Below are 24097 nucleotides of genomic sequence, written 5' to 3' on the forward strand. Positions count from 1 at the left end.
CGACGATCGTGCCATGTCCGTTCTGTGAATTACCACGCAATTCACGGCCTTCCCAGGCGGCGGAGGCGCGGAGGCGCCAGGCGTGATCAGCGCTGGTCCTCCCCGCCGTACCAGCCCTGCTGGCCCCCGCTGTTGCCCTGTCCCTGCTGGTCAGAGCCGTAAACGGAACCGCCCTCGTACTGGCTTCCGTACGAGGCGCCGCCCTGGCCGGAAGCGTCCGTACCAGCCTGCTCACCGGAGTTAAAGAAAGGGTCAACTCCGCCGGCGGACGGTGTGTCCTGCGCCTGCTGGCCCTGCTCGGCGCCCTGGTACCACCCGTACTGGATGGCGTCCTGGGCGGCCTGCTCACCCGAGGCCGCCGCCTGCTGCGCGGCCTGCTGGGCGTCGTAGGACTGCGGCGCGTACTGCGCGGGGTCGTAGGCCTGGGCGGCGTCCTGCTGCTGGGCCGCCGCGTCCTGCTGCTGACCGTACTGCTGGGCGTACTGCGCGGGGTCGTAGGCCTGCTGGCCGCCCGTGCCGTAGGCGTAGCCCTGCTGCTGGGCCGCCGCGTCCGTGTACTGGCCGTAGGCCTGCTGGGCCCCGGTTCCGTAGGCCGCCGCCTGCTGGGCCGAGGCGTCGTAGGCCTGCTGGCCGCCGGTGCCGTACCCGGCCTGCTGCTGCGCGGAGGCGCCGTAGGCCTGCTGCTGGGCCGAGGCGTCGTACGCCTGCTGGGCCCCGGTGCCGTAGGCCGCCGCCTGCTGCGCGGAGGCGTCGTAGGCCTGAGCCTCCTGCCCGTACTGGGCGTAGGCCTGCTGCTGGCCGGAGGCGCCCTGCGCGGCGTCCGCCGGCTGCGCGTACGCCTGCCCGTACGCCTGTCCGTACGCCTGCTGCTGGCCCGACGCCGTCTGGGTCGGGTCCTGCCCGTAGACCTGCCCGGAGCCGGTCTGCGTCGGGTCGGCGGCCGGGTACCCGGGCTGGGCGTAGGCCTGGCCGACCCCGTACGGCTGCTGCGGGTTGTACTGGGCCTGCTGGGTCGCGCGCGGGACCAGCGTGGGGTCGTTGTAGAGCTTGAGGAAGACGAAACCCGCCATGCCGAGCACCGCGCCCTCGGCGAGCGTCGTGAAGAAGCGCGCGAAGCCGAACCCGACGCTCCCGGAGTCGACGAACCCGGTGATGAGCGAGATCAGGGCGAACAGCAGCCCGACGCCGACCATGATCATCGCGGTGACGACGACGGGCGCGGCGGCCGGACGCGTGCGCTGGCTCGTGACCACCAGGGCGACGGCGGCGACCAGGAGGACGACGTTCCACAGGCCGAAGAAGCTGGACGCGGCCGACTCCACCCCGGCGGCGAACCCCCCGGTGAAGTCGCTGGCCACCACGATCAGGCGGATCAGCCCGGAGAGCAGGGACGCCCCCACGGCCCCGAGGAGCACCCAGGCCCCCAGCGGGCGCAGGCGTTCGAGTGATTCGTTGTTCAAGAGAGGATCCCCTCCGCTGGTTCCCCCACCGAGACGGGGGAGGCTTTGCATATCGTCGGGCTGTCGGGTGTCGGCCGCGCCCCGACGGGGAATGGGGACATCGGACACCGCCGACCGGTGAGACGGCGGACGCGGCCCCGGAGTTCGGAGATCCCCGGTCGGAGCGCGATCACGCCGAGGTCGTGCCCCATGGCGGGGCAGACGACTCATACACGCCCCCAGCCTGCCAGACTTGGACGCATGCGGATAGTCGTACCGGCCGGCGGTATCGGCGGAGCACGGTTCCTTCGCGGCCTGCGGGCGGCGCTCGGGATCGACGCCGCCACCACCGGGGACCAGACCACAGACAGCGCCATCACCGTCATCGGCAACACCGGCGACGACATCACCCTGTTCGGCCTCCGGATCTGTCCGGATCTGGACACTGTGATGTACACCCTGGGCGGGGGCATCAACGAGGAACAGGGCTGGGGCAGGGCCGACGAGACCTTCACCGTCAAGGAGGAGCTCGCCGCCTACGGCATGCGGCCCACGTGGTTCGGCCTGGGCGACCGGGACACCGCCACGCACATCGTCCGGGCGCAGATGCTCGCCGCCGGGTACCCGCTCTCGGCGGTCACCCAGGCGCTGTGCGACCGCTGGAAGCCCGGCGTCCGCCTGCTGCCCATGACCGACGACCAGGTGGAGACGCACGTGGTGGTCGACGACGGCGAGGGCCGTCGCGCCATCCACTTCCAGGAGTGGTGGATCCGCCACCGCGCCGCGCTTCCCGCGGAGCGCATCATCAGCGTGGGAGCGGAGTCGGCCACGCCCGCGCCGGGCGTCCTGGCCGCCATCGCCGAGGCGGACGCCGTGATCCTGCCGCCGTCCAACCCGGTCGTCAGCGTCGGGTCCGTGCTGGGCGTCCCCGGCATCCGCGAAGCCCTGGTCGACAAGACCGTGGTCGGCGTCTCGCCGATCATCGGCGACGCGCCCGTGCGCGGAATGGCCGACGCCTGCCTGACCGCGATCGGTGTGGAGACCAGCGCCGCCGCCGTCGCCGAGCACCTGGGATCGGACCTGCTGGACGGCTGGCTGGTGGACGACGCCGACGCTGACGCGAAGGTCGAGGGGATCGAGGTCCGGTCCCGGCCGCTGTACATGAGCGACCCCGCCGCGACCGAGGCGATCGCCCGCGCGGCGGTGGACCTGGCGGTCGAGTTGTCGGAGGTGCGGGAGTGACCGACGACATACGCGTGCGCGGGCTGCCCGGGATCCCCGAGGTGCGACCGGGCGACGACCTCGCGGCCCTGGTCGCCGACGCCGTGGCCGCCTCGGGCACGCCCCTGGTCGACGGCGACGTGCTCGTGGTGACCTCCAAGATCGTCAGCAAGGCCGAGGGACGTGCCCGGCGGATGGACCGCGACGCGGCGATCGACGCCGAGACCGTGCGCGTGGTGGCCCGGGCCGGGCGTACGCGGATCGCGCAGACGCGGCACGGACTCGTCATGGCGGCCGCCGGGGTGGACGCCTCCAACGTCGAACCCGGAACGGTCCTCCTGCTGCCCGAGGACCCCGACGCCTCCGCCCGTGCCCTGCGCGCGGAGCTGCGCGAGCGCCTGGGCGTGGAGGTGGCGGTGGTCGTCTCCGACACGTTCGGCCGCCCGTGGCGGGTGGGCCAGACCGACGTGGCGATCGGCGCGGCGGGGCTGTCGGTGCTCCAGGACCTGCGGGGCGGCACCGACACCCACGGCAACGTCATGGAGGTGACCGTGAACGCGGTCGCCGACGAGATCGCGGGCGCGGGCGAACTGGTCAAGGGCAAGGCCGACGATGTGCCCGTCGCCGTGGTCAGCGGTCTGGGCGCCCTGGTCACCGAGGAGGACGGTCCGGGGGCGGCCGCGCTCGTCCGCTCGGCCGACGCCGACCTGTTCCGCTACGGATCGCGCGACGTCGTTCCCGCCCGGCGCACGGTGCGCGCGTTCACCGACGCCCCCGTGGACCCGGGCGCGGTGCGGCGCGCGGTGGGCACGGCGCTGACCGCGCCCGCGCCGCACCACACCACCCCCTGGCGGTACGTCCTGGTGGAGTCGGAACGCACGCGCAAGCGGCTGCTGGACGCCATGCTGAACGCGTGGGTGGCCGACCTGCGCGGCGACGGCTTCTCCGAGGAGGCGATCGCGCGGCGGACCCGGCGGGGTGACGTGCTGCGCGCCGCCCCGTACCTGGTGGTCCCGTTCCTGGTCGCCGACGGCGCGCACCCCTACCCGGACCGGCGCCGCGCGGACGCCGAGCGGTCGATGTTCCTGGTCGCGATGGGCGCCGGAGTGCAGAGCCTCCTGGTGGGGCTGGCCATGGAGGGGCTGGGTTCGGCGTGGATCTCCTCGACCATGTTCTGCCCGGACGTCGTGCGCGGGGTGCTCGACGTGCCGGAGGACTGGCAGCCGATGGGGGCGGTGGCGGTCGGCCACGCCGCCGAGCCGCCGAGGGAGCGACCGCCACGCGATCCGGAGGACTTCGTGACCGTGCGATGACGCGGTGGGCGACCGACGGCCAGCGTCCCGGGGCGGGGCGCTGGCCGTACGCGTGAGTCCGGTGACGTGTGCGCCGCGTGGCCGCCACGGCCTCGGTGACCCCCGAAGCACGGAAGCCACAGGTGACACGAGCGCACGCTACGCCTCCGAAAAATCGCAAAGTTTCCTTACGGTTTTTGTTGACGCGCCGGTAAAGCAACTCTAAGGTTTCTTAACAATTAAGGGCATCCAGCCGGTTCGTCGCCCCCGCCCGACAAGAGGAGCACCCCCCATGCTCAACGTCCGCCGAACCCCCCGCCCACGAAGGAGTGGCCCGTCCCGGGCCCGAGCCGCCCTGACCGGCGTCTTCGCCGTCCTGGCCGCCGCGCTCGTCGCCGGCGCCGCCCAGCTCCCCCTCGCGGCCGGCGAGGCCGAGCCCGTCGCCGAGACCAGCTCGGCCCAGGCGACCGGACAGTGGCTCACGGGCTACTGGCACAACTTCGACAACGGTTCCACCGTCCTGACGCTGGCCGACATCCCGTCCGAGTACAACCTGGTGGCCGTCGCCTTCGCCGACAACCACCCCTCGCTCGACGGCGGCATCACGTTCACCCTCGCCAGCGGCGAGCTGAACGGCTACACCGACGCCCAGTTCCGGTCCGACATCGCCGCCGTCCAGGCGCAGGGCCGCAAGGTCATCCTGTCGGTCGGCGGTCAGAACGGGCACGTGAGCGTCACCAACGCCACCCAGGCGCGCAACTTCGCCGACACGGCGTACGCGCTGATGCGGGACTACGGGTTCGACGGCATCGACATCGACCTCGAACACGGGATCAACGCCCAGTACATGGAGTCCGCGCTGCGCGACCTGCGCGCGAGCGCCGGGTCGAGCCTCATCATCGCGATGGCGCCGCAGACCATCGACTTCCAGGCGCCCAGCCAGCAGTACTACCGGCTGGCGTCGAACATCCGCGACATCCTCACCATCGTGAACATGCAGTACTACAACTCCGGCACGATGCTGGGGTGCGACGACCAGGTCTACGGCCAAGGCACGGTCGACTTCGTCGCCGCCCAGGCCTGCATCCAGCTGGAGATGGGCCTGTCCCCGAGCCAGGTCGGACTGGGCATCCCCGCCGTCCCCTCGGCCGCCGGCGGCGGGTACATGCCCACGAGCAGCGTCATCGCCGCCCTGGACTGCCTGGAGGCCGGGACCAGCTGCGGGCGGTTCTCGCCGAGCACCCCGTACGGCCCCATCGGCGGCGTGATGACCTGGTCGGTCAACTGGGACGCGACCAACGGCTACCAGTTCGCCCGCGACATCTCCGCGCGGCTCGGCACCGGTCCGACGGACCCGCCGACCGACCCGCCCACGGATCCCCCGACCGACCCGCCGACCGACCCTCCGGTCGACTGCGACGCTCCGGCCTGGGACGCCGACACCGTCTACACGGGCGGCGACACCGTCTCCCACCGGGGCACCGTCTACCGGGCCAAGTGGTGGACGCTGGGCGAGGAACCGGGCACCACCGGCCAGTGGGGCGTCTGGGCGACCGTCGGCGCCTGCTGACCGACCCACGGGACACCCTCGACCCGCTTCCCCTCCCCCGGGTGGGCCGTCACCCCACTCCCCTCGCGTGACGGCCCACCTCCCCCGGGAGACCGCTCCTCGGGAGCGCACCGGACGTGACCGCCCGCCTCCGGCGCGCCCGTCCGCCCGGTCTCCCCTCGACCGACCGACGGCCTCGACCCCCTTCACCAGCGTGAACGCCTCCCCCGCCGCCGGCCGGGGAGGGGTCCGCTCGGTGTGCCCTGAGAACACCACCAGAAAGGGTCCTCCATGACCTCCCGACCCCCCAGAGAACGGGCCCGGCCCATCCGGTGGGCCAGAGCCCTCGGCGCGGCCGCCGCAGGGTTGTGCGTGTCCGCGAGCATGCTCGTCACGGCGCCGACCGCACACGCCGCGACGATCGCGCCCGAGGCCGCGCCGATGCCCGCCTCCACCACCGACCACGCCGGGTGCCGGCCCGACGGGCTCCACCAGACGCCCGGGATCGACGTCCCGTACTGCGACGTCTACGACGCCGACGGCCGCGAGATCCTCCCCAACGACCTCGACCGCCGGGTGATCGGGTACTTCACCAGCTGGCGCAACGGCTCCAACGGCCAGCCGACCTACCTCGTCGACGACATCCCCTGGGACCGGATCTCCCACATCAACTACGCCTTCGGGCACGTCGACGGCGACAACCGCCTCTCCGTGGGACCGGACGGCCCCGACAACCCGGCCACCGGCATGACCTGGGACGACCCCGCGCTGGCGCCCGACCCCGAGTTCGCCTACGGCGGCCACTTCAACCAGCTCAACAAGTTCAAGAAGGAGAACCCGGGCGTCCGGACCCTGGTCGCCGTCGGCGGCTGGGCCGAGACCGGCGGCTACTTCGGACTGGACGGCACGCGCGTGGACTCCGGCGGCTTCTACTCGATGACCACGACCGCCACCGGCGTGAACCACCAGGGGATCGAGACCTTCGCCGACTCGGCGGTCGAGTTCGTCCGCCAGTACGGGTTCGACGGCGTCGACATCGACTACGAGTACGCCACGTCCAACAACGGCGCGGGCAACCCCGACGACTTCTGGATCTCCGACGAGCGCCGCGGGCTCCTCTGGGAGGGCTACGAGGAGCTGATGCGCGTCCTGCGCGAGAAGCTCGACGCGGCCTCGGCCGAGGACGGCAGGTACTACCAGCTGACCGCCGCCGTCCCCTCCTCCGGCTGGCTGCTGCGCGGGCAGGAGGTGCACCAGGTCGTGCGGTACCTGGACTTCGTCAACATGATGACCTACGACCTGCACGGCACGTGGAACCACTTCGTCGGCCACAACGGCGCGCTCTACGACAGCGGCCAGGACCCCGAGCTGGCCGACGTCTACAACGCCTACAACGGCATCGGCTACCTCAACGCCGACTGGGCCCACCACTACTTCCGCGGCGCCATGCAGGCGGGACGGATCAACCTCGGCGTGCCGTTCTACACGCGCGGGTGGAAGGACGTCGAGGGCGGGCAGAACGGGCTGTGGGGCACCGCGGCGCTGCCGAACCAGAACGAGTGCCAGCCCGGAACCGGCGTCTCCACGCCCTGCGGCGACGGCGCGGACGGCATCGACAACCTGTGGCACGACAGCGACCCCATCACCGGGAACGCCATCGCGGCCGGGGCCAACCCGATGTGGCACGTGCTGAACCTGGAGAACGGCGTCGTCGGAGACTACGTCGCCGACTACGGGATCACCGACGGGATCGAGGGCTCCTACACCCGCCACTGGGACGACGTCACCAAGAACGAGTGGTGGTGGAACTCCACGACCGACACGTTCCTGTCCGGTGACGCGGACCAGACCATCGCCGCCAAGACCGACTACGTCGCCGACACCGGGCTCGGCGGCATCATGATCTGGGAGATGGCGGGCGACTACGCGTACGACTCCGCCGCGGGCCAGTACGTGATGGGCGACACCCTCATCACCGGCATCCACGAGGCGTTCAGCACCGCCGGACCCTACGGCGCCACCAAGGCCGAGACCGCCGCGCCCGCCGAGGTCCTCGACGTCGACGTGGACTTCCACGGGTTCGCCCTGGGCGACAACAACTACCCGATCACGCCGGACGTGACCATCACCAACGACTCGGCGGGCGAGATCCCCGGCGGCTCGACGATCACGTTCGACTACGGCACCTCCGCGCCGGGCAACATGAGCGACCAGTCCGGGATGGGGCTGACCCACGTGCAGCTCGGCCACGACCGGGGTGACAACATCGGCGGTCTGGACGGGACCTTCCACCGGGTGGAACTGACCGTGCCCAACTGGCAGAGCATCCCGGCCGGGGGTTCGCTGGACTTCACGCTCAGCTACCGGCTCCCGATCGCCCAGCCGTCGAACTTCCGCCTCAACGTGAACGGCGACGAGTACGCGATCACCTACGACCACCCGCGCGCGGGGACGCTGGTCGACGCGCCCGGGGGCGGCGACGGTGGCGGTGGCGGCGACCCCGACGACTGCGCCGCTCCGGCCTGGGTCGCCGGGGAGACCTACACCCAGGGCGACACCGTGACGCACGACGGCACGGCGTACCGGGCCAAGTGGTGGACGCAGGCGGAGCCCGGCACCACCGGTGAGTGGGGCGCCTGGGAGGTCCTCGGCACCTGCTGACCAGGTGCGGGGCCGCCGGGGCGGCTTCGCACCCCCGGGCGGGCCGTCACACCCGGTGTGGCGGCCCGCCCGTTCCGCTTCCTCAGATCCGCACGATCGTGAGTGTGGGATCCAGTTTGCCGATGTCGTCCGGATCGGAGGTGAGGACCGGGGCCTGGAACTTCCGCCCCAGGAGCGCGACGTGGCCGTCCACCACATCACTGCCACCGGTCCTCCCCAGAAGAACGCCCACCTGCCGCGCGGTCTCCCGTGTCAAAGGGTCGACGAGTGTGGTTCGCCCCTTGACCAGCCGGGCGATGGCATGTTGCCGAGGGTCGTCTCTCCACACCTGGGCAAACACGCCCGCGGGCAGGATGATGCGCTGGCGTTCCCTCGCCACCCGTCGAACCAGCCGCCACATCCTGACCTGCCGCCGTTCGAGCGAGATCAGCCCGCCCGAGTCGAAGACGACCACGTCTGCTTTCATGCAGCGGACTCTCAGGGGGTCTCCTTCACGCCGAGCACGCTTTCGACCCACCCCTCATCCTCGGCGGTCGTTCCGCCCGATTCCTCCAGAATCTGGGTGGCCAAGAGCTCGGCATCCGCCCAGTCGGGCTCGTTCTCCGCGAGTTCGGTGAAGTACGCCGACACCGAACCGGCCCGCCCGGAATCCACCGCACGCTGGGCTTTGGCCACGATCTCCCCCGGGACGCTGATATTGAATGCTCCCCTCCCTGAAGGAAGCGAACTCTCGGAACGAGTTCCCTCCCACCATGGGGCCTGCGGGGATTCCTGGCTCAGGCCGCCGTGCGCCCCGGCGGGGCGCACGGCCTCATGCCCTCGACACCAGCCGGGGCCAGACCCGCCCGGACCAGCACCACGTGCGCGGAGTTCTTGTCCCGGGGACGCGAAACCCCGCACGCGGTGCAGGTGTAGGTTCTCTCCGACAACGGCAGGCGGTGCTTGGCTCTCGCACCACAGTCGCCGCAGTCCATCGTCGTCAACGCCGGACGCACCAGGCGCACGTCCCGGCCGTGCTTACGCCCCATCTCGACCAACGCGTGCTTCGTCGCGCCGATCGCCGCGTCCGCGGCCTTACGCGCCATCGACGTCTTGGCCAGGAACCGGGGTTTGAAGTCCTCCACCGCGATCGCGTCATGGTCACGCACCACACGCCTGGCCCACTTACGCGCGCTGTCCTGACGCTGCCGGGCCACCTTCGCGTGCGCCCCGGCGGCCCGCTTCTTCGCCCTCAGGTAGCCCTTCGACGCCTTCTGACCCCGAACGGGTTTCCTGCGGGCCATCATCCGCTGGTACCGGGCCAGACACCGGGCGGCCCGGCGTCCGTGTTCAGGACGATGCCCCCGGCCAGGTGCAGGCGTCCGTCCCTGAGACGGAAGCCCCGCCGGGTGTAGTTCAACGTCGGACGCGCCGCGTGTTTCCGTTTGAAGCGGGGCATCCCCGCCCGCTGGCGCACCGGTACCCGGTTCTGGATGTCCTTCACGGCCTTGGCGCGGGCTTTGGCGAAGTCGCGGATCGTCTGCTGTTGGGGGACCGACCCGCCCTCGCGCAGCCACCCCCGGGCCGCACGCCACCCGGTCAACAGCTTGTCCAGCCGGGCCGGGCCACACTCCTGTCCCGCCTGGTGCGCGGCGCGGGATTCGGCGACGCACTGGTTCCACACCCACCGGCACCGGTCCCACTCACCCGACAGGGCCCGGCGGGCGATGGACGACACACGCAACCGAAAGGTGTACCGGGCATACCCGACCTTCCGGTCGGTGTGTGGTGGTGTCGTCACGATCGGCGATCTAACGGGAAGCGCCGACGAAGAAGGGAGAATCCCTCATATGTGTGAGTCAGATCACCACCACTGCGGGTGGGCGACAACGGAGGCTCCGATTCCTCCCCGGCCCGAAGGACAGGAGCATCCTCGCAGAAAACTGGTGACGCGCTTGTTCGTCATACTCCGTGTCCCGGAGGAACGTGAACCTCCCTACACGAGCGGCAGGGACGTTCGCCGGACGCTGGGGGCGACCCCGTCGCTGGCCTCCGCCACCCGGCGCCGGTCCTCGGCGACCTCCCCGTAGAGCGTCGTCCGCTGGCGGACGGGGCGACCGGTCGGCGCGACCAGGGCGCGGATGTCGCTGATCGTCTTGTACGACCCCTGCCCCGAGCCCGCCATACGGCTGATCGTCTCCTCCATGAGCGTGCCGCCCACGTCGTTGACACCACCCGCCAGCAGCTGGCGGCACGTGTCCTCGGCGAGCTTGACCCACGAGCACTGGATGTTGTCGATGCTGCCGTGCAGCAGCAGCCGGGCCAGGGCGTGCACCGCCCGGTTCTCGCGTACCGTCGGCCCCGTCCGGGCCAGGCCCGCCAGGTAGATCGGGGCGTTGGTGTGCACGAACGGCAGCGGCACGAACTCGGTGAAGCCCGGACGGCCGTTGCGCTCCCTGGCGCGTTCCTGGAGCGACCGCAGGAGCCTGAGGTGGGCGACCCAGTGGTGCGGCGAGTCCACGTGCCCGTACATCATCGTGGACGTGGTGGGGATGCCCAGGTCGTGCGCGGTCGTGATCACCTCGACCCACGCGCTGGCGGGCAGCTTGCCCTTGGTGAGGATCCAGCGGACCTCGTCGTCGAGGATCTCCGCGGCGGTCCCGGGGACCGAACCGAGCCCCGCCTCGCGCGCCCGCGTCAGCCACTCGCGGATCGGCAGGTCGGTGCGGGCCGCCCCGTTGACCACCTCCATCGGGCTGAAGGCGTGGACGTGCATGTCCGGAACCCGCTCGCGGACGGCCGCGGCGATGTCGAAGTAGGCGGTGCCGGGCAGGTCGGGGTGGATCCCGCCCTGCATGCACACCTCGGTGGCCCCCGCGTTCCACGCCTCCTCGGCGCGGTCGGCGACCTGGTCGAGCGAGAGCGTGTAGGCGTCGGCGTCGGTGCGGCGTTGGGCGAAGGCGCAGAACCGGCAGCCGGTGTAGCAGACGTTGGTGAAATTGATGTTCCTGGTGACCACGAACGTGACGTCGTCGCCGACGGTGTCGCGCCGGACCCGGTCCGCCAGGTCGGCCAGCGCCTCCAGTTCGGGACCGTCGGCGTGCAGCAGGGCGAGCGCCTCGTCGTCGGTGAGACCGGCGGGGTCGGACTCGGCCCGGCGCAGGGCGGCGGCGATCTCGGGGTCGAACCGGCGGGGCACGGCCCCCTCCCGGTCGACGCCGGACCGCAGCTCGTCCCAGTCGCCGTACACCGAGTCGAAGTCGCCGCGCCGGTCCTCGCTCCGGCCCCGCGCGTCGATCCCGGTGTGCAGGTCGGTGCGGCCCGAGGAGACCAGCACGGCCTCGGGCTCCTGCCACGGTCGGCCGACGACGGGGGCGTCCTCGCGGGCCAGCCCGGTCTCCGGGTCGGCGAGCGCCGCCACGTGCCCGGCCACCCTCGGGTCGAGCCACGGTTCGCCCGTCCGGACGTACTCCGGGTAGACGGTGAGCCGCTCGCGCAGGGTGAAGCCCAGGGCGGCGGTGCGCGCGGCCAGGTCGTCGATCTGCGGCCACGGGCGCTCGGGGTTGACGTGGTCGGGGGTGAGCGGGGAGACGCCGCCCCAGTCGTCGATGCCCGCGCGGATCATGAGCGCGTACTCGTCCACGCCCCCGTGTTCGGCCCCGATGAGGTTCGGCGGCGCCTGCACGTGCGCCTTCGGCCCCATGACCAGGCGGGTGACGGCGATCGCGGCGGCCATCTCCTCGCGCTCGGCGTCGGGCCGGTGCATCATCGCGGTGGCCGGTTTGGCGCGGAAGTTCTGGACGATGACCTCCTGGACGCCGCCGTAGCGGCGGGCGACGGCGCGCATGGCGAAGACCGACTCGGCGCGTTCGCGGTGGTTCTCGCCGATCCCCAGGAGGATGCCGGTGGTGAACGGGACGCTGGAGCGGCCCGCGTCCTCCAGGACCCGCAGCCGCACGGCCGGGTCCTTGTCCGGGCTGCCGTAGTGGGCCTGGCCCTTCTCCGTGAACAGACGGGTGGAGGTGGTCTCCAGCATCATGCCCATGGACGGGGCGACCGGCTTGAGCCGCTGGAAGTCCGACCAGGTGAGCACGCCCGGGTTGAGGTGCGGCAGGAGACCGGTCTCCTCCAGGACCATGACGGCCATGGCGCGCACGTAGGACAGGGTGTCGTCGTAGCCGTGGGCGTCGAGCCACTCGGCCGCCGCCGTCCAGCGGTCCTCGGGGCGGTCGCCGAGGGTGAACAGCGCCTCCTTGCAGCCGAGGGCGGCGCCCTGGCGGGCGATCTCCAGGACCTCGTCGGGCGAGAGGAAGGGCGACTCCAGGCGTCCGGGCACGGTGGCGAACGTGCAGTAGTGGCAGCGGTCGCGGCACAGTCGGGTCAGCGGGATGAAGACCTTGCGGCTGTAGGTGACGACCCCGGGCCGTCCGGCGGCCTCCAGTCCGGCGTCGCGGACCCGCCCGGCGTGGTCGAGGAGGACCTCCAGGTCGTCGCCGCGGGCGTGGAGGAGAACCTCGGCCTCGGTGACGTCGAGGGTCTTGCCGTCGCGGGCGCGGGCCAGCGCACGGCGCATCGCGGAGGGGGTCGGGGAGGCGTCGGCTCCCAGGTCGTTCGCACCACTCATGGACGCACCCTACGATGCGCGGGTCGACGCCGTGTCGCGGGAGCCGGTCGAAGGGGCGACGTGGGAGGCACCGCGCCGCAGGCGACCGTCCAGGTGTTCTGCGATCATCGGTGGATCGGCCGCGAGGAGGGAGGATCCGTGCTGAGTCGGCTGCGCGACAACCCGTGGGTGCGACTGGCGGTGCTGCTGGCGCTCCTGGCGTGCGCGGGCCTCGCGGTGCGCGCGCACTGGGAGCAGGCCCGGGACGCCGCCGTGGCGCTGCCGCTGTGGGTCCTTCCGGCGGCGGTGCTGGCGGGCATGGCGGGACTGACGGGACAGATGATGGCCTGGCGGGCGCTGCTCGCCGGGCTCGGGTCACCGCTGCCGCGCGCGGTCGCGGCCCGGGTCATGTTCGTCGGCCAGCTCGGCAAGTACCTGCCCGGGTCGGTGTGGGCGTTCGTCGCCCAGGTGGAGCTGGCGCGCGACTGGCGGGTGCCGCGCGTGCGCGGGGCGGCCGCGACCCTGCTCGCCGTCGGGGTGACGCTCGCGGTGAGCCTGTCCGTCGCGGCGGTCGCGCTCCCGCTGTCGTCCGCCGAGGCGGCCCGGCGCTGGTGGTGGGCGCTGGCCCTGGCGCCCCTGCTCCTGGCCGCCCTGCACCCGCGCGTGGTGGAGCTGGGCGTACGGATCGCCGCCCGGCCGTTCGCCCGGTTCCGGGAGGTGGCCGAGGCGGGCCCGCTCCGGCTGCCGGGGCGCGCGATGGCCGCGTCGGTCGCGTGGACCCTGCTGGCGTGGGCGCCGTTGGGCGCGCACGTGTGGCTGTTGACGTGGGCGGTGGGCGGCGACCCCGTGCGCTCGATCGGGCCCGCGGTGGGGGCCTACGCCCTGGCGTGGACGCTGGGGCTGCTGGTGGTGTTCGCGCCCGCCGGTCTGGGGGTGCGCGAGGCGGTGCTGGTGGTGGCGCTCGCCCCGGTCGTCGACGCGGGCGCGGCGCTGGTGGTCGCGGTGCTCTCCCGGCTGGTCATGACGGTCGCGGACCTGGCGTGGGCGGGGCTGTCCGTCCCGCTGTCCCGGTCCGCCCGGCGCGATGTGACGACAGTCACACCCCAGGAAGCGCCCTGACCGCGAACAGGAAAGCCGGGATCGGGCTACCAGGGGTGTGAGACCACCGTCCATCGACCTGATCGGATCCCCCATGCCCGAGACCGTCCCCAGGGCCTCCGCACCCGGCGGACCGGAGTCCGACGCGGTCGTCGTCCAACGCTCCCTGACCGACCCCACGGTGTTCGGCGAGATCTTCCGCCGCCACGCCCCCGCCCTGCACCGGTACGTCGCCCGGCGCCTGGGAAGGGCCGACGCCGACGACATCGTCGCCGAGACCTTCCACATCGCGTTCCGCAAGCGCCGCCGGTACGACACCGACCGTCCCGACTCCCGACCCTGGCTGTGGCGGATCGCCACCAACCTGGTGCGCCGCCGCCACCGGTCGGAGACACGCGCCTACAAGGCCCTGGCACGGACCGGCGCCGACCCGGTCATGGAGGGCGTCGCCGACCGGGCCGCCGAGCGCGTGGACGCGACCGCCCTCTCCGGCGACCTGGCCTCGGCCCTGGCACGCCTGTCCAAGGGCGACCGGGACACACTGCTGCTCATCGCCTGGGGAGGACTGACCTACGAGGAGACCGCCCAGGTGCTCGGTGTCCCGATGGGGACCGTCCGGTCCCGACTCCACCGCGCCCGCAAGCGCGTGCGCGCCGCCCTGCCCCCCGCCGCCTCCTCCGTGAAGGGGAACTCCCAGTGAACGAGATCGACCACCTGAGCCGGGTGCGCGCGGACGTCCCCGAGCCCACCGCGGAGGAACTGGCCGTGCGCACGGGCTGGCGCCCCGGAGGCGCGATGCCCGCCCGCCGCGTCCGCGCGACCGGGCGGATCCCCCTGGCACTGTCCGGAGCGGCCGTGCTCGTCGCCGCGGCCGTGTTCACGTTCCTGGCGCTGGGACCGGGCGGATTCCCGGGCTCGGACTCGGTCGCGGTGGAGCCGCTCTCCCCGTCGTCGGGAGGGGCCGGAAACGACGGAACCGCGATGGAGGTCATGGCCCCCCTCGCCGAGGCCGTCCGGTCCCAGCCGGTCGACGGCGCCGTCTGGCAGCAGGGCCTCACGGCCGCCGACGCCTGGGGCGTGGGCCCCGAGGGCGACCGGTACGGGGTGTACGACGTCCGTGAGGCCCGGGAGTGGACGGACACCGAGACCGGGCGGGCCGCCTACGAGAGCGTGTCGACGGACTGGTCGCTGGTCACCGACCGCGTGCGGGGAGCGTGGCAGCGCGACGGCTCCCCCTCGTTCTGGCCGGAGGAGACCGCGCGACAGGAGATCCCCGCCCCGGAGAATGACGCGGGGCCGTACGCCACGGACACGGTGGGCTACCCCATCGGCGACGACTCGCTGAGCCCCCAGGACCTCCAGGACCTGCCCTCCGACCCGGACCGGCTGCGGGAGATGCTGCGGCCCGAGGAGGACGACGAGGAGCCGTTGGACGAGGGGGACACGGCGCGGGCGGGCTTCGAACCCCGGCCCGAACCGTCGATCGCGGTCGTCACCAGCACCCTGAACCTTCCCCTTCCTCCGCAGGTCAGGGCGGGCGTCTACGAGGTCCTGGCGGGCCTGCCCGGCGTCCGGGAGGCCGAGGGGGTGACCGAGGACCTGTCCGGACGGCCCGCCGTGGGCGTCGCCTACGACGTCGACGGGCTGATGGACGGACGGTACGAGGAGCGGATCCTCTTCGACCCCGAGACCGGTCGGCTCCTCTCCGTCGAGCGGGTCGTGGTCGAGGCCCCGGAGTGGGAGGCCGACTGGGCCGAGCCCGGCGACGTGGTGCACTACAGGCTCTACGAGACCTCCGAGTGGAACGACTCCTGGCCGGACGTGGAGGACCCCACCGGAGGGTGACCTCGCGCGAAGGCGCCGCCGCTCCGCCCCGGCGGGGCGGAGCGGCGCTCTCACGCCTCCAGCAGCCGCCCGGTGTAGGCCGTCCAGTACGGTCCGGCGTCCACCGGGCGGACCCCGGCGCGCAGCCGTTCCGGCTCCCCGGGGGCGTAGAACCCCTTCAGCGCGCGCGCCAGGTCGTCGACGTCGCCCGGCGCGCACAGCAGCCCGTCGACGCCGTCGCGGACGTGGTCCGCCAACGTCCCGGCCCGGGTCGCGACCACGGGCACGCCGTGCTCGTGGGCGAGCCAGACGTTCTGGCTGGCCGTGGCCGTCCGGTACGGCAGGACGACGGCGTCGGCCCCCGCGAACAGCGCGGGCAGGTCGACGGCGGGCACGTACCCCTCGTGGAACCGGACGCGGTGGGCGATCCCCAGCTCCGCCGCCAGCTCCGACAGCTCGCCGGGGCCGCCCCAGAACTCCCCGGCGACGGTGAGCGCGACGTCCTCCGGAGCCCCGTCCGCCAGGGCCCGCAGCAGCACGTCCACGCCCTTGTACGGGCGGACGATGCCCAGGAACAGCAGGTGCCGCCGCTCACCGGGCGCGGGGGGTCGGGGGCCGCCCGTCTCCGGCAGGTGCGGCGGCATCTCCGCGACCACCGGCCGGGGCCGCCCCGGGCCCCGCAGCCCCTCGGCGAGGAGCGCCTGGTCGGGCGAGTGGGTCACCACGCCGTCGACCCGCCGCAGCAGGGCGCGGGTCAGGGACACGTCGACCGCGCCGCGCTCGTGCGGCAGCACGTTGTGGCACAGCGCGACCACCCGCGTCCCCGCCCGCCGCGACCGCACGCCCGCGAGGACGCCGAGGTAGGCGGGGATCTGGACCGGGGAGAACAGGGTCAGTACGACCAGGTCGGCCTCGTCCGCGAGGCGCCGCCCGGTGCGCCACCAACCGTCCGGCCGGTACCAGGCCAGGGCGTGGCGGGTGTCGGGGTAGGGCTCGCCCTCCGGGTCGGTGATGGTCTGCTGCCCCGGGTACAGCGCGGACGGGTACTGCGCCCGCCACGACTCGATCACCGTGGGGTGGCCGAGCGCGCGCAGCCGGTGCGCCAGTTCGGTGGTGTGCCGGGCGCCGCCGCCCTTGTAGGGGTGGGCGGGACCCACCAGGGCCACCCGGGTCGGGCCGCCGCCCGCGTCCGGTCCGCCGCTCACGCGCCGTCCCGCGAGCGGACGATGAGGTCGGCCAGGAGGGCGATCGCCGCGATGATCAGTCCCGTCATGAGGATCATGACCGTGTTGTTGGGGATGTACAGCGGGTTGCGCACCTGGTCGAAGACGACCTTGGCGACGCCGATCCCCAACAGGGTCAGCGCGGGCGGCATGAGCACCTTGAGCGGGTTGAAGTACATGACCATCCGCAGCACCTGGAGGATGTAGCGGTAGGCGTCCTTGACGAAGTGGAACTTCGACGTGCCCGCCCGCGTGGCGTACGCGATCGGCACGTACCGGACCGGGTGGTGGTTGGACAGGAAGGCCAGCGTGATCGTCGTGACGCAGGAGAACCCGGGGGGCAGGAGGCGCAGGTAGGGGCGGGCGACGTCGCGGCGAAACACGCGCAGCCCGGAGTTGAGGTCGGGGATGCGGGTGCCCGTGAGGCGTTCGGCGAACTTGCGGATGACCCACTTGGCGGGGACCCGCAGCGCCTTGTGCGACCCCATCTCCTGGGTGCGCGCCCCCACGATCTGGTCGGTCTCGGGGTCCTGGTCGAGCATCGCGACCAGCTCGGGGATGCGCTCGTTCGGGTAGCTCATGTCGGCGTCGGTCCACACGACGAACTCGCCGCGCGCCCGCTGGCTGCCGATCCGGCGCACCGTGCCGGAGCCGCCGTTGTGGCCGAAGGCGATCACCCGCAGGTGGGGGTACAGGGCCTCGGCGTCGCGCAGTCGGGCGAGGGTGTCGTCGGTGGAGGCGTCGTCCACGGCCAGCAGTTCGTAGCCGTACCCGGAGGCGTCCATGGCCGCGCTGATCCGCTTGACCTCGTCGAGGACGTGGTCCTGCTCGTTGTAGCACGGGAGCACGATGGTGACCCGCACCGGCGGGTCGCCGGCGCTGCGGTCCTGGGTGTGATCGGGTGTCTCGCTCATGCGTCCGTCTGTGTTCCGTCTGTGTGGTCGGGGCTGGTCGGTCAGGCGGGGATGACGGCCACCCAGACGTTCCCTCGGAAGGTCCAGTGGCCGGTGGGCGGTTCCATGAGGGTACTGGGATCCATGTCGGCGACGACGTGGAAGGGCCGGACGGGCTCGACGGCGCCGCCGGTCAACTCGTCGAGCGGGGCCCAGTCGGGCGCGGCGAGGACGGCGTCGCGCCCGCGCTCGTGGATCTCGCCGACCACCCGTTCCACGTCCTGCGGCGTGGGCTCGTCCATCGCGGCGGTGGGCAGCCCGCACACGTTCCGGAACAGCGGCAGGTAGTTCCCGGCCATCCCCCCGTCGACCACGATGACCGACCCGTCGTCCGGTAGGTGCGCGCACAGGTTCTCCGTGGCCGCGACCGTGCCCACGTCCTGCCGGTACCCCATGACGCCGTTGGCCGCGGTGGTGGCGGTCGGCACGATCATCGCCACGGCGGCGCCCGCGGCCACCGCGGCCGGGAGGGAGCGCGCGAGGGGGCCGTGGCCGTTGGCGCGAACGGCGGTGTCGCAGTAGCGGGTCAGCCAGGCCGCGAACCAGACGGCGAAGAGGATGAACGCGGGGATCACCAGGGCGATCAGCCGTCTGCTGGCCCACGGGTGGTCGGGGGTGATGGCGGGACGCAGGAGCGTTGTTCCCACCGACCACACCAGCAGCATGGCGGGCAGGACCCACTGGGGTTCGCGGCGCTGGACGATCCGGCGCAGGACCAGGGCGAGCCCGAGCCCGGCGAACAGGACGGTGCTCAGACCCACGTACCACCCCACCCAGTAGAGACTGTGGTCGTAGTAGGTGCGGCTGCCCTCGACCGGAAGCCCCTCGCGCTGCTGGACGGCGGCCACCCACTGGTCGGTGAAATCGCTGCCGTGGCCGTAGTCGGGCCACAGCAGCGGTCGGATCGCGAAGCCGACCATCGCGATCAGCGCCAGCGCGGCCATCGCGTTGGGCAGCCAGCGGACCCGCTCCACGCGGGGGACGCCGTACCGCCACAGCGCGGCCGTGGCGACGACCGTGAGCACGATGACCACGGCGCTGATGATCAGCAGCGGGTTCAGCGAGTCCGACAGGTAGTCCAGGTAGGGCTCGGAGAGTCCGTAGCCCGCGTACAGGCCGAGACACCCGCCGACGACCAGGCCGCCCAGCAGCGGGAGGGCCTGACCCCGGCGGGCGAGGAGCAGGAGCCCGACGAAGCCGATGACGGGAAGCAGGTCGCGCAGGACGTCGATCCGGACCACCAACCCCAGCCCGAACGACAGCCCCGCGGCGGCCGCGAGGGTGTGCTGGGCGGACCAGCGGTCGCGCAGGAGGGAACGCCGGAAGAGCGCGTCGTAGGCCAGGACGAGCCCGCCGAGCAGGAGGATCTGGGTGGCGGGCTCGCTGTAGGTGAACCGGCTGACCCACTGCTGGGGCAGGCACACGGCCAGGACCAGGGCCGCCAGCGGAGCCCAGCGGGCTCCGACGAGGCGTGCGGTGAGCCCGGCGAGGGTCAGCACGCCCAGCGCGCCCAGGACCGGGGTGGTCACGAGCATGCCGGTGAGGCCGCCCGCCCAGTAGCCGATCGACGTGAGCAGGGGCGCGCCGGCCATGAACTGCGGCCAGATGACGTCGCCGCGCTGGTACTGGGCGAGGCTCTGGTAGCTGAGGGAGGGATCGTCCCCGGCGATGAGGTCGGTGCGCAGGGGGATCGGAAGGGACCCGTTCTCCGCGATCCAGGCCGTGTACATCGCGTAGGAGGCCGGGTCGCGCCGGATGACCAGTGCCTCCGCGTGGTAGGCGATCTGCACCGCGGCGAAGGCCACGGCGATCAGCAGCACCAGGACGACCGGCCACCAGGGCACGTCCTCCTCGGGGTCCGGAACGAGCCGCGTCACCAGGACGCATGCCGCGACCACGGCCGGGACACCGACGATGAGCCCCGCCACGGGCGTGAGGACACCGAACGCCAGGAGGGGGAAGGCCACCAGGAGCCAGGCCGAGACGGCGATGGCGGGGAGCGCGGTGACGCGGGCGAGGAGCCGTCCGGGAGGCAAGCGCATGGGGACACTGTGGCAGCTCCAGCCACGTGACGCACATCTCGGGCCCGCGCGGGGCACCGGTCGGACGGGAATGCCGCAGGTGCGCGGGCCGGGCGGAGGGTCAAGGTCGGATCACCGCCCGCCGGACCGCGTCGACGCGCTCGGACAGCGTGCCCGGCGGGATGGGGACGCAGTCGTAGCCGAGGCCGCGATAGGTCTCCAGGTGCAGCTTCTCGAACCGCAGCGCCTCGTCGTGGGTGATCCGCCGGGCCTCCGTCGGCGCGGTGAAGCCCTGGTTCTGGACGAAGAGGACGCGCCGCTCGTACACCCGCCCGCTCGCGATCCGGTCGAGTTCGCGCTCCAGAGCGGGCGGGACGGGGTGGCCGAGGTACGTGGCGAGGGCGTGGGTGCAGACCGGTGAGCGGTCGTAGAACTGGACGGTGTCGGCCAACCGGGAGGCGTTGATCTGGCGGCGGCGCTGCAGCGCGCAGACCGCGTCGGGGAAGGAGGCGTCGGTCCAGGGTTCGGGGTTCCCGCGGGCCTGTTCCAGCGCGATGACGTCGGTGGCGGCCTCCTCGATCACCGTGTCGCCGTCGGACTCCAGCCAGCGGAGGACGGCGGTCTTCCCGGCGCCGGGGGTGCCGGTGAGGATGTAGCGCTGCACGGGTTCGCCTCTCGGGTTCGTGGGTGCGGACGGGGTTCGGGGGACGGGGGGCGCGGACCAGCCAGGTCGGGGACCGGGGCGCCGCCCGTAGAGTGGCGGCATGTCCCAGACTCCAGCACAGCTGTGGCGCGACCTGGTCGCCACCGCCCCCGCCCGCCCGTTCGTGACCTCCTACGACGCGTCGGGAGGGCGGGTCGAGCTCTCCCCCGCCACCCTCGACAACTGGGTGTCCAAGACCGCGAACCTGATGGTGGACGGGTTCGGGACGCAGCCGGACGACCGGGTCGCGATCGCGCTCCCCCTCCACTGGCAGTCGCTCGTCTGGCTGCTGTCGGCCTGGTCGGTCGGGGCGGTGGCCGTCCCCGTCGACGGCGACGCGTTCCCCGGCGGCGCGCAGATCGCGGTGGCCGACGCCGACCGGCTGGAGGCGGCGCTCGACAGCGGCGCGGAGGAGGTCGTGGGCGCCTCGCTGCACCCGCTCGGGCTGCCCCTGAGGGATCTGCCCCCGATGGTCCTCGACTACACCACCGAGGCACGGGCCCACGGTGACCACTTCTCCCCCTACGCGCTCGACGCCGACGCCACCGCGTACGCGACGGCCCGCGAGTGGACCGGCACGGAACTGGTGGCGGCCGCCCACCGCCGAGCCGGGGAGTGGGCACTGACCGCGGAGGACCGCGTGGCGATCGTGGTCGGCCCCGCCACCCCGCTCTCCGCGCTCGGCGACGACGCCTCGGCCCTCCTGGCGCCGGTGGCCGCGGGCGCCCCGGTCATCCTCGCCGAGGGCGGCCCCGACGACGTGCCGGACCTGCTCTCACGCCTGAAGATGGAAGGCGCCACCGCCGTCCTCGACCCGGCCGGGAGCGGTGTGGCGGCGGCCGCGGGACCGCGCCTCCTGGTCTGATCCGCCGTCGGCGTCGGCCTCGCGGGCCGCACGCGCCTTGGCCGCCCTGCGGGCCTCGCGCGCCAACCTGGCGTCACGCGCCTCCCGCTCCCGCTCGGCGCGGTAGAGGTCGGCGGCCTGGGCGTGCAGATCGGGGTGCATGGCGTCCTCCCGTGAGTCCGGTGGGGCGGGACCGTACGTCCCGGCCGCCACCAGACTCGCGCTAAGGAGGGGGCCGCCACCATGGGATATCCGCCGTATTTCCGGTCCGCGGCACGCGCCGCGGACCAGGACGCACCGGCTAAGGCACCGCCGGGAGCTCCTTAGGGACACGCCGGGGGCGCGTGCCCTAGGACTCGCGGTAGTAGGCGTCCGCGACCACGCCCTCGCGCCGCTCCTCGTCGTAGGTGTACACCTCACGCCCGCCGACGAACACGCGCAGCGCGCGGCTCATCACGTCCAGCGGGTCGCCCGACCACACCACCACGTCGCCGTCCAGGCCGGGGCGCAGCGCCCCCACCCGGTCGTCGATCCCCATGATCTCGGCCGGGTTGAGCGTGATCGCCCGGATCGCGCTGTCCCGGTCCAGCCCCTCCTTGACGCACAGGGTGGCCTGGTGGACCAGGAACTCGATGGGCACGACCGGGTGGTCGGTGGTGAGCGCGACCTTCACGCCCGCGCGGTCGAGGATCCCCGGGTTGGCCAGCGTCTTGTTCTTGACCTCGACCTTGGACCGGCCGACCATCAGCGGACCCGTGATCACCGGAATCCCGCGCTCCGCGATCTCGTCGGCCAGCAGGTGGCCCTCGGTGCAGTGGTTGATGATCAGTCGGTACCCGAACTCGTCGGCCAGCCGCATCGCCGTGTGCATGTCGTCGGCCCGGTGGACGTGCTGGCACCAGGGCAGCTCGCCGTCCAGGACCCTGACCAGGACCTCCAGGGTGGTGTCCCGGTCGAACGGCGTGCCCTCGGCGGCGGCGTGCTCGCGCTTGGCCTTGTAGTCCTGCGCCTTGGTGAACGCGTCGCGGATCACCGCCGCCACGCCCTGCCGGGTCGAGGGCAGCTGCTTCTTCTCCCCGTACACGCGCTTGGGGTTCTCCCCCAGCGCGCTCTTGACGCTGGTCGGCTGCTTGATCAGCCGGTCCTCCATGCTGCGTCCCCAGCACTTGACGGCGACGGTCTGGCCGCCGATCGGGTTGCCGGAGCCGGGCTTGACCACGGAGCTGGTCACGCCGCCGGACAGGGCGTCGACGAACCCCTGGTCGGCGGGGTTGATGGCGTCCAGGGCGCGCAGACGCGCGCCGTTGGGGTCGGTCATCTCGTTGGTGTCGTCGCCCGCCCAGCCGACGCCCTCCTCGTCGATGCCGACGTGGCCGTGCGCCTCGACGAAACCGGGGAGCACCCACCTGCCGGACGCGTCGACGACCGTGGCTCCCTCGGGGACGGTGACGTCCGCGTCCGCGCCGACCGCCGTGATGGTGCCGTCGGAGATGAGGACCGTGCCGCCGTCGATGGGGTCGCCGTCGACGGGAACGACGAACCCGGAAGTGATCGCGATATCCATGGCGGGCAACCTAGCCCATCCCCCGGCGTTCCCCAAGGGGTCGGTGCTCCGCCTCAGGTCAGAGCCCCGGCCACCGCGAGGTCAGGATCTCCGAGTCCGGCGTCAGCTCGACGGCGGCGTGCTCGATGGCGTCGCGCACCATCGTGCAGCGCCCGACCTGCGCGGGATCGGCCGTGAGCTCCCCGCCCTGGGCCGCGAACGCGTACACCATGCTCGGCCGGTCCTCGAACTCCATGAGCCGGAACGCGCCGCCCAGGCCCGGGTGGCGCGGCGTCTGCTCGGGGATCACGCCCATGGTGACGATGCCCGCCTCGATGAGGTCGGCCAGGAATCCGCGCTGGGCGTTGACCACGGCCGCGCCCCCCTGGGGACGCGTCAGGGCGGGTTCGTTGAGCACCACCCGCAGCCCGGGGCCGTCCGGGCCGGTCATCGCCGCCCGGTGCGCCATCTCCTCGTCGACCATCGCCTCGACCTGGTCCCCGTCGAGGTCGGGGTGGGCGGGCCCCAGGATGGCCCTGGAGTACTCCCGTGTGCGCAGGTACGTGGGCACGGCCATGGGCTGGTGCTCCCAGAGCCGGGCCGCGTGCGCGCCGAGCTCCCGCATGTCCCCGAACTCGTTGGGGAAGGCCTCGGCCTGGAGGGTGATCGCCCACGCGTCGACCAGCTGGTGGTCGGCTCCCAGCGCGGTGTCCACCCTCTCGACCAGCGTCCGGGCCGGTCGGCAGTGCGCGTACTCCACCTCGCGGAGCTTGTCGTCGGTCACGCCGACGGTCCTGGCCAGCTCGGCGCGTGAGAGCCCCTTGTCGGACCTGGCGCGCAGCACCCGCGCGCCGAAGGGGAGCCACATCGCAGAAGGCAACGCCGTGTTCACTCCCGATTCCTCTCCCGTCGCCGGTCGGGGCGGGCCGGTCCCTCGGGTCGGCTCCCCGCCCCCTCCATCCGACCCTCTCCCGTGGCGGGGCGGCTGGTCAAGCGACCGGGCGGGTGCGGCGATCGGTGATAAGTCCGTACAAGGACTGACAATGCCGTCCCATGACCCGACACTCTTCTGACCAGGGACACCTTCGGCGTGCCCCAAGGTGGGGTAACCCCGCCGACCCCAGTACTCTGTGTGCCGCCAAGC

Annotated in this window: 21 protein-coding genes; 8 read left to right on the forward strand and 13 right to left on the reverse strand. The window is 72.7% G+C overall.

Translation table 11 applies throughout. From position 1 onward, the window contains the following. Positions 1 to 86 precede the first annotated feature (86 nt). Positions 87 to 1460: a hypothetical protein gene (locus tag AB0I72_RS00250; protein ID WP_358560799.1), complete on the reverse strand. Its 1374-nt coding sequence runs from the start codon at positions 1458 to 1460 to the stop codon at positions 87 to 89. 240 nt (positions 1461 to 1700) lie between these two features. Between AB0I72_RS00250 and cofD the strand changes: the two genes are divergently transcribed. The 4 genes from cofD (at position 1701) to AB0I72_RS00270 (ending at position 8162) form a co-directional block, all read left to right on the forward strand. Then, positions 1701 to 2681, forward strand: a complete 981-nt coding sequence (gene cofD, locus AB0I72_RS00255; RefSeq protein ID WP_358560802.1) for a 2-phospho-L-lactate transferase — start codon at positions 1701 to 1703, stop codon at positions 2679 to 2681. Further along, positions 2678 to 3973 carry a coenzyme F420-0:L-glutamate ligase gene (locus AB0I72_RS00260; protein WP_358560805.1) on the forward strand — a complete coding sequence of 432 codons (1296 nt, stop codon included), beginning with the start codon at positions 2678 to 2680 and terminating at the stop codon, positions 3971 to 3973. Before cofD ends, AB0I72_RS00260 begins: the two co-directional genes overlap by 4 nt. A gap of 271 nt (positions 3974 to 4244) precedes the next feature. Then, positions 4245 to 5522 (forward strand): glycosyl hydrolase family 18 protein, encoded by a 1278-nt coding sequence (locus tag AB0I72_RS00265; protein ID WP_358560808.1) that lies wholly within the window; start codon positions 4245 to 4247, stop codon positions 5520 to 5522. Positions 5523 to 5792: 270 nt separating this feature from the next. Next, positions 5793 to 8162: a glycosyl hydrolase family 18 protein gene (locus tag AB0I72_RS00270; protein WP_358560811.1), complete on the forward strand. Its 2370-nt coding sequence runs from the start codon at positions 5793 to 5795 to the stop codon at positions 8160 to 8162. Positions 8163 to 8244: 82 nt separating this feature from the next. Here AB0I72_RS00270 and AB0I72_RS00275 read toward each other — a convergent pair whose 3' ends face one another. The 5 genes from AB0I72_RS00275 to AB0I72_RS00295 form a co-directional block, all read right to left on the reverse strand. Next, positions 8245 to 8616: a hypothetical protein gene (locus AB0I72_RS00275; RefSeq protein ID WP_358560813.1), complete on the reverse strand. Its 372-nt coding sequence runs from the start codon at positions 8614 to 8616 to the stop codon at positions 8245 to 8247. Between the two features lie 23 nt (positions 8617 to 8639). Beyond that, positions 8640 to 8837 (reverse strand): hypothetical protein, encoded by a 198-nt coding sequence (locus tag AB0I72_RS00280; protein WP_358560816.1) that lies wholly within the window; start codon positions 8835 to 8837, stop codon positions 8640 to 8642. 101 nt (positions 8838 to 8938) lie between these two features. Further along, entirely contained in the window at positions 8939 to 9448 is a 510-nt protein-coding gene (locus AB0I72_RS00285) for a transposase (protein WP_358560819.1), read from the reverse strand. Next, on the reverse strand, positions 9445 to 9942 hold the full coding sequence (locus AB0I72_RS00290) for a transposase (RefSeq protein ID WP_358560822.1): 498 nt from the start codon (positions 9940 to 9942) through the stop codon (positions 9445 to 9447). Before AB0I72_RS00290 ends, AB0I72_RS00285 begins: the two co-directional genes overlap by 4 nt. 195 nt (positions 9943 to 10137) lie before the next feature. After that, entirely contained in the window at positions 10138 to 12765 is a 2628-nt protein-coding gene (locus AB0I72_RS00295) for a bifunctional FO biosynthesis protein CofGH (RefSeq protein WP_358560825.1), read from the reverse strand. A 138-nt stretch (positions 12766 to 12903) separates the two neighbouring features. Between AB0I72_RS00295 and AB0I72_RS00300 the strand changes: the two genes are divergently transcribed. The 3 genes from AB0I72_RS00300 to AB0I72_RS00310 all read left to right on the forward strand — a co-directional run bounded on the left by AB0I72_RS00300 (position 12904) and on the right by AB0I72_RS00310 (position 15687). Next, the gene (locus AB0I72_RS00300) at positions 12904 to 13863 is read left to right on the forward strand and encodes a lysylphosphatidylglycerol synthase domain-containing protein (RefSeq protein ID WP_358562758.1); all 960 of its coding nucleotides are present in this window, start codon (positions 12904 to 12906) and stop codon (positions 13861 to 13863) included. A 73-nt stretch (positions 13864 to 13936) separates the two neighbouring features. Further along, positions 13937 to 14542: an RNA polymerase sigma factor gene (locus AB0I72_RS00305; protein ID WP_358560828.1), complete on the forward strand. Its 606-nt coding sequence runs from the start codon at positions 13937 to 13939 to the stop codon at positions 14540 to 14542. After that, on the forward strand, positions 14539 to 15687 hold the full coding sequence (locus AB0I72_RS00310; RefSeq protein ID WP_358560830.1) for a CU044_5270 family protein: 1149 nt from the start codon (positions 14539 to 14541) through the stop codon (positions 15685 to 15687). Before AB0I72_RS00305 ends, AB0I72_RS00310 begins: the two co-directional genes overlap by 4 nt. 50 nt (positions 15688 to 15737) lie before the next feature. Here the strand turns inward: AB0I72_RS00310 and AB0I72_RS00315 are convergent, their stop codons facing one another. From AB0I72_RS00315 to AB0I72_RS00330, 4 genes are all read right to left on the reverse strand, one after another. Next, complete coding sequence (locus AB0I72_RS00315; RefSeq protein ID WP_358560833.1) at positions 15738 to 16871, reverse strand: glycosyltransferase family 4 protein; 1134 nt, start codon at positions 16869 to 16871, stop codon at positions 15738 to 15740. Next, a complete protein-coding gene (locus AB0I72_RS00320) occupies positions 16868 to 17803 on the reverse strand; it encodes a glycosyltransferase family 2 protein (protein WP_358560836.1) in 936 nt (311 codons plus the stop codon). Before AB0I72_RS00320 ends, AB0I72_RS00315 begins: the two co-directional genes overlap by 4 nt. Positions 17804 to 17844: 41 nt before the next feature. Next, complete coding sequence (locus AB0I72_RS00325) at positions 17845 to 19884, reverse strand: hypothetical protein (RefSeq protein WP_358560839.1); 2040 nt, start codon at positions 19882 to 19884, stop codon at positions 17845 to 17847. A 100-nt stretch (positions 19885 to 19984) separates the two neighbouring features. After that, complete coding sequence (locus AB0I72_RS00330) at positions 19985 to 20527, reverse strand: AAA family ATPase (RefSeq protein WP_358560842.1); 543 nt, start codon at positions 20525 to 20527, stop codon at positions 19985 to 19987. Positions 20528 to 20627: 100 nt separating this feature from the next. Between AB0I72_RS00330 and AB0I72_RS00335 the strand changes: the two genes are divergently transcribed. Next, entirely contained in the window at positions 20628 to 21431 is an 804-nt protein-coding gene (locus tag AB0I72_RS00335) for a TIGR03089 family protein (RefSeq protein ID WP_358560845.1), read from the forward strand. Here the strand turns inward: AB0I72_RS00335 and AB0I72_RS00340 are convergent. The 3 genes from AB0I72_RS00340 to AB0I72_RS00350 form a co-directional block, all read right to left on the reverse strand. Further along, complete coding sequence (locus AB0I72_RS00340) at positions 21342 to 21623, reverse strand: hypothetical protein (protein ID WP_358560848.1); 282 nt, start codon at positions 21621 to 21623, stop codon at positions 21342 to 21344. The two genes, AB0I72_RS00335 and AB0I72_RS00340, sit on opposite strands and share 90 nt — an antisense overlap. A gap of 136 nt (positions 21624 to 21759) precedes the next feature. Then, the gene (locus AB0I72_RS00345; protein WP_358560851.1) at positions 21760 to 22974 is read right to left on the reverse strand and encodes an amidohydrolase; all 1215 of its coding nucleotides are present in this window, start codon (positions 22972 to 22974) and stop codon (positions 21760 to 21762) included. Between the two features lie 58 nt (positions 22975 to 23032). Then, entirely contained in the window at positions 23033 to 23845 is an 813-nt protein-coding gene (locus AB0I72_RS00350) for a helix-turn-helix transcriptional regulator (protein ID WP_358560853.1), read from the reverse strand. Between the last annotated feature and the right edge of the window lie 252 nt (positions 23846 to 24097).

Origin of the sequence: Nocardiopsis sp. NPDC049922, from assembly GCF_040660275.1 — a bacterium.
Lineage (GTDB): Bacteria > Actinomycetota > Actinomycetes > Streptosporangiales > Streptosporangiaceae > Nocardiopsis.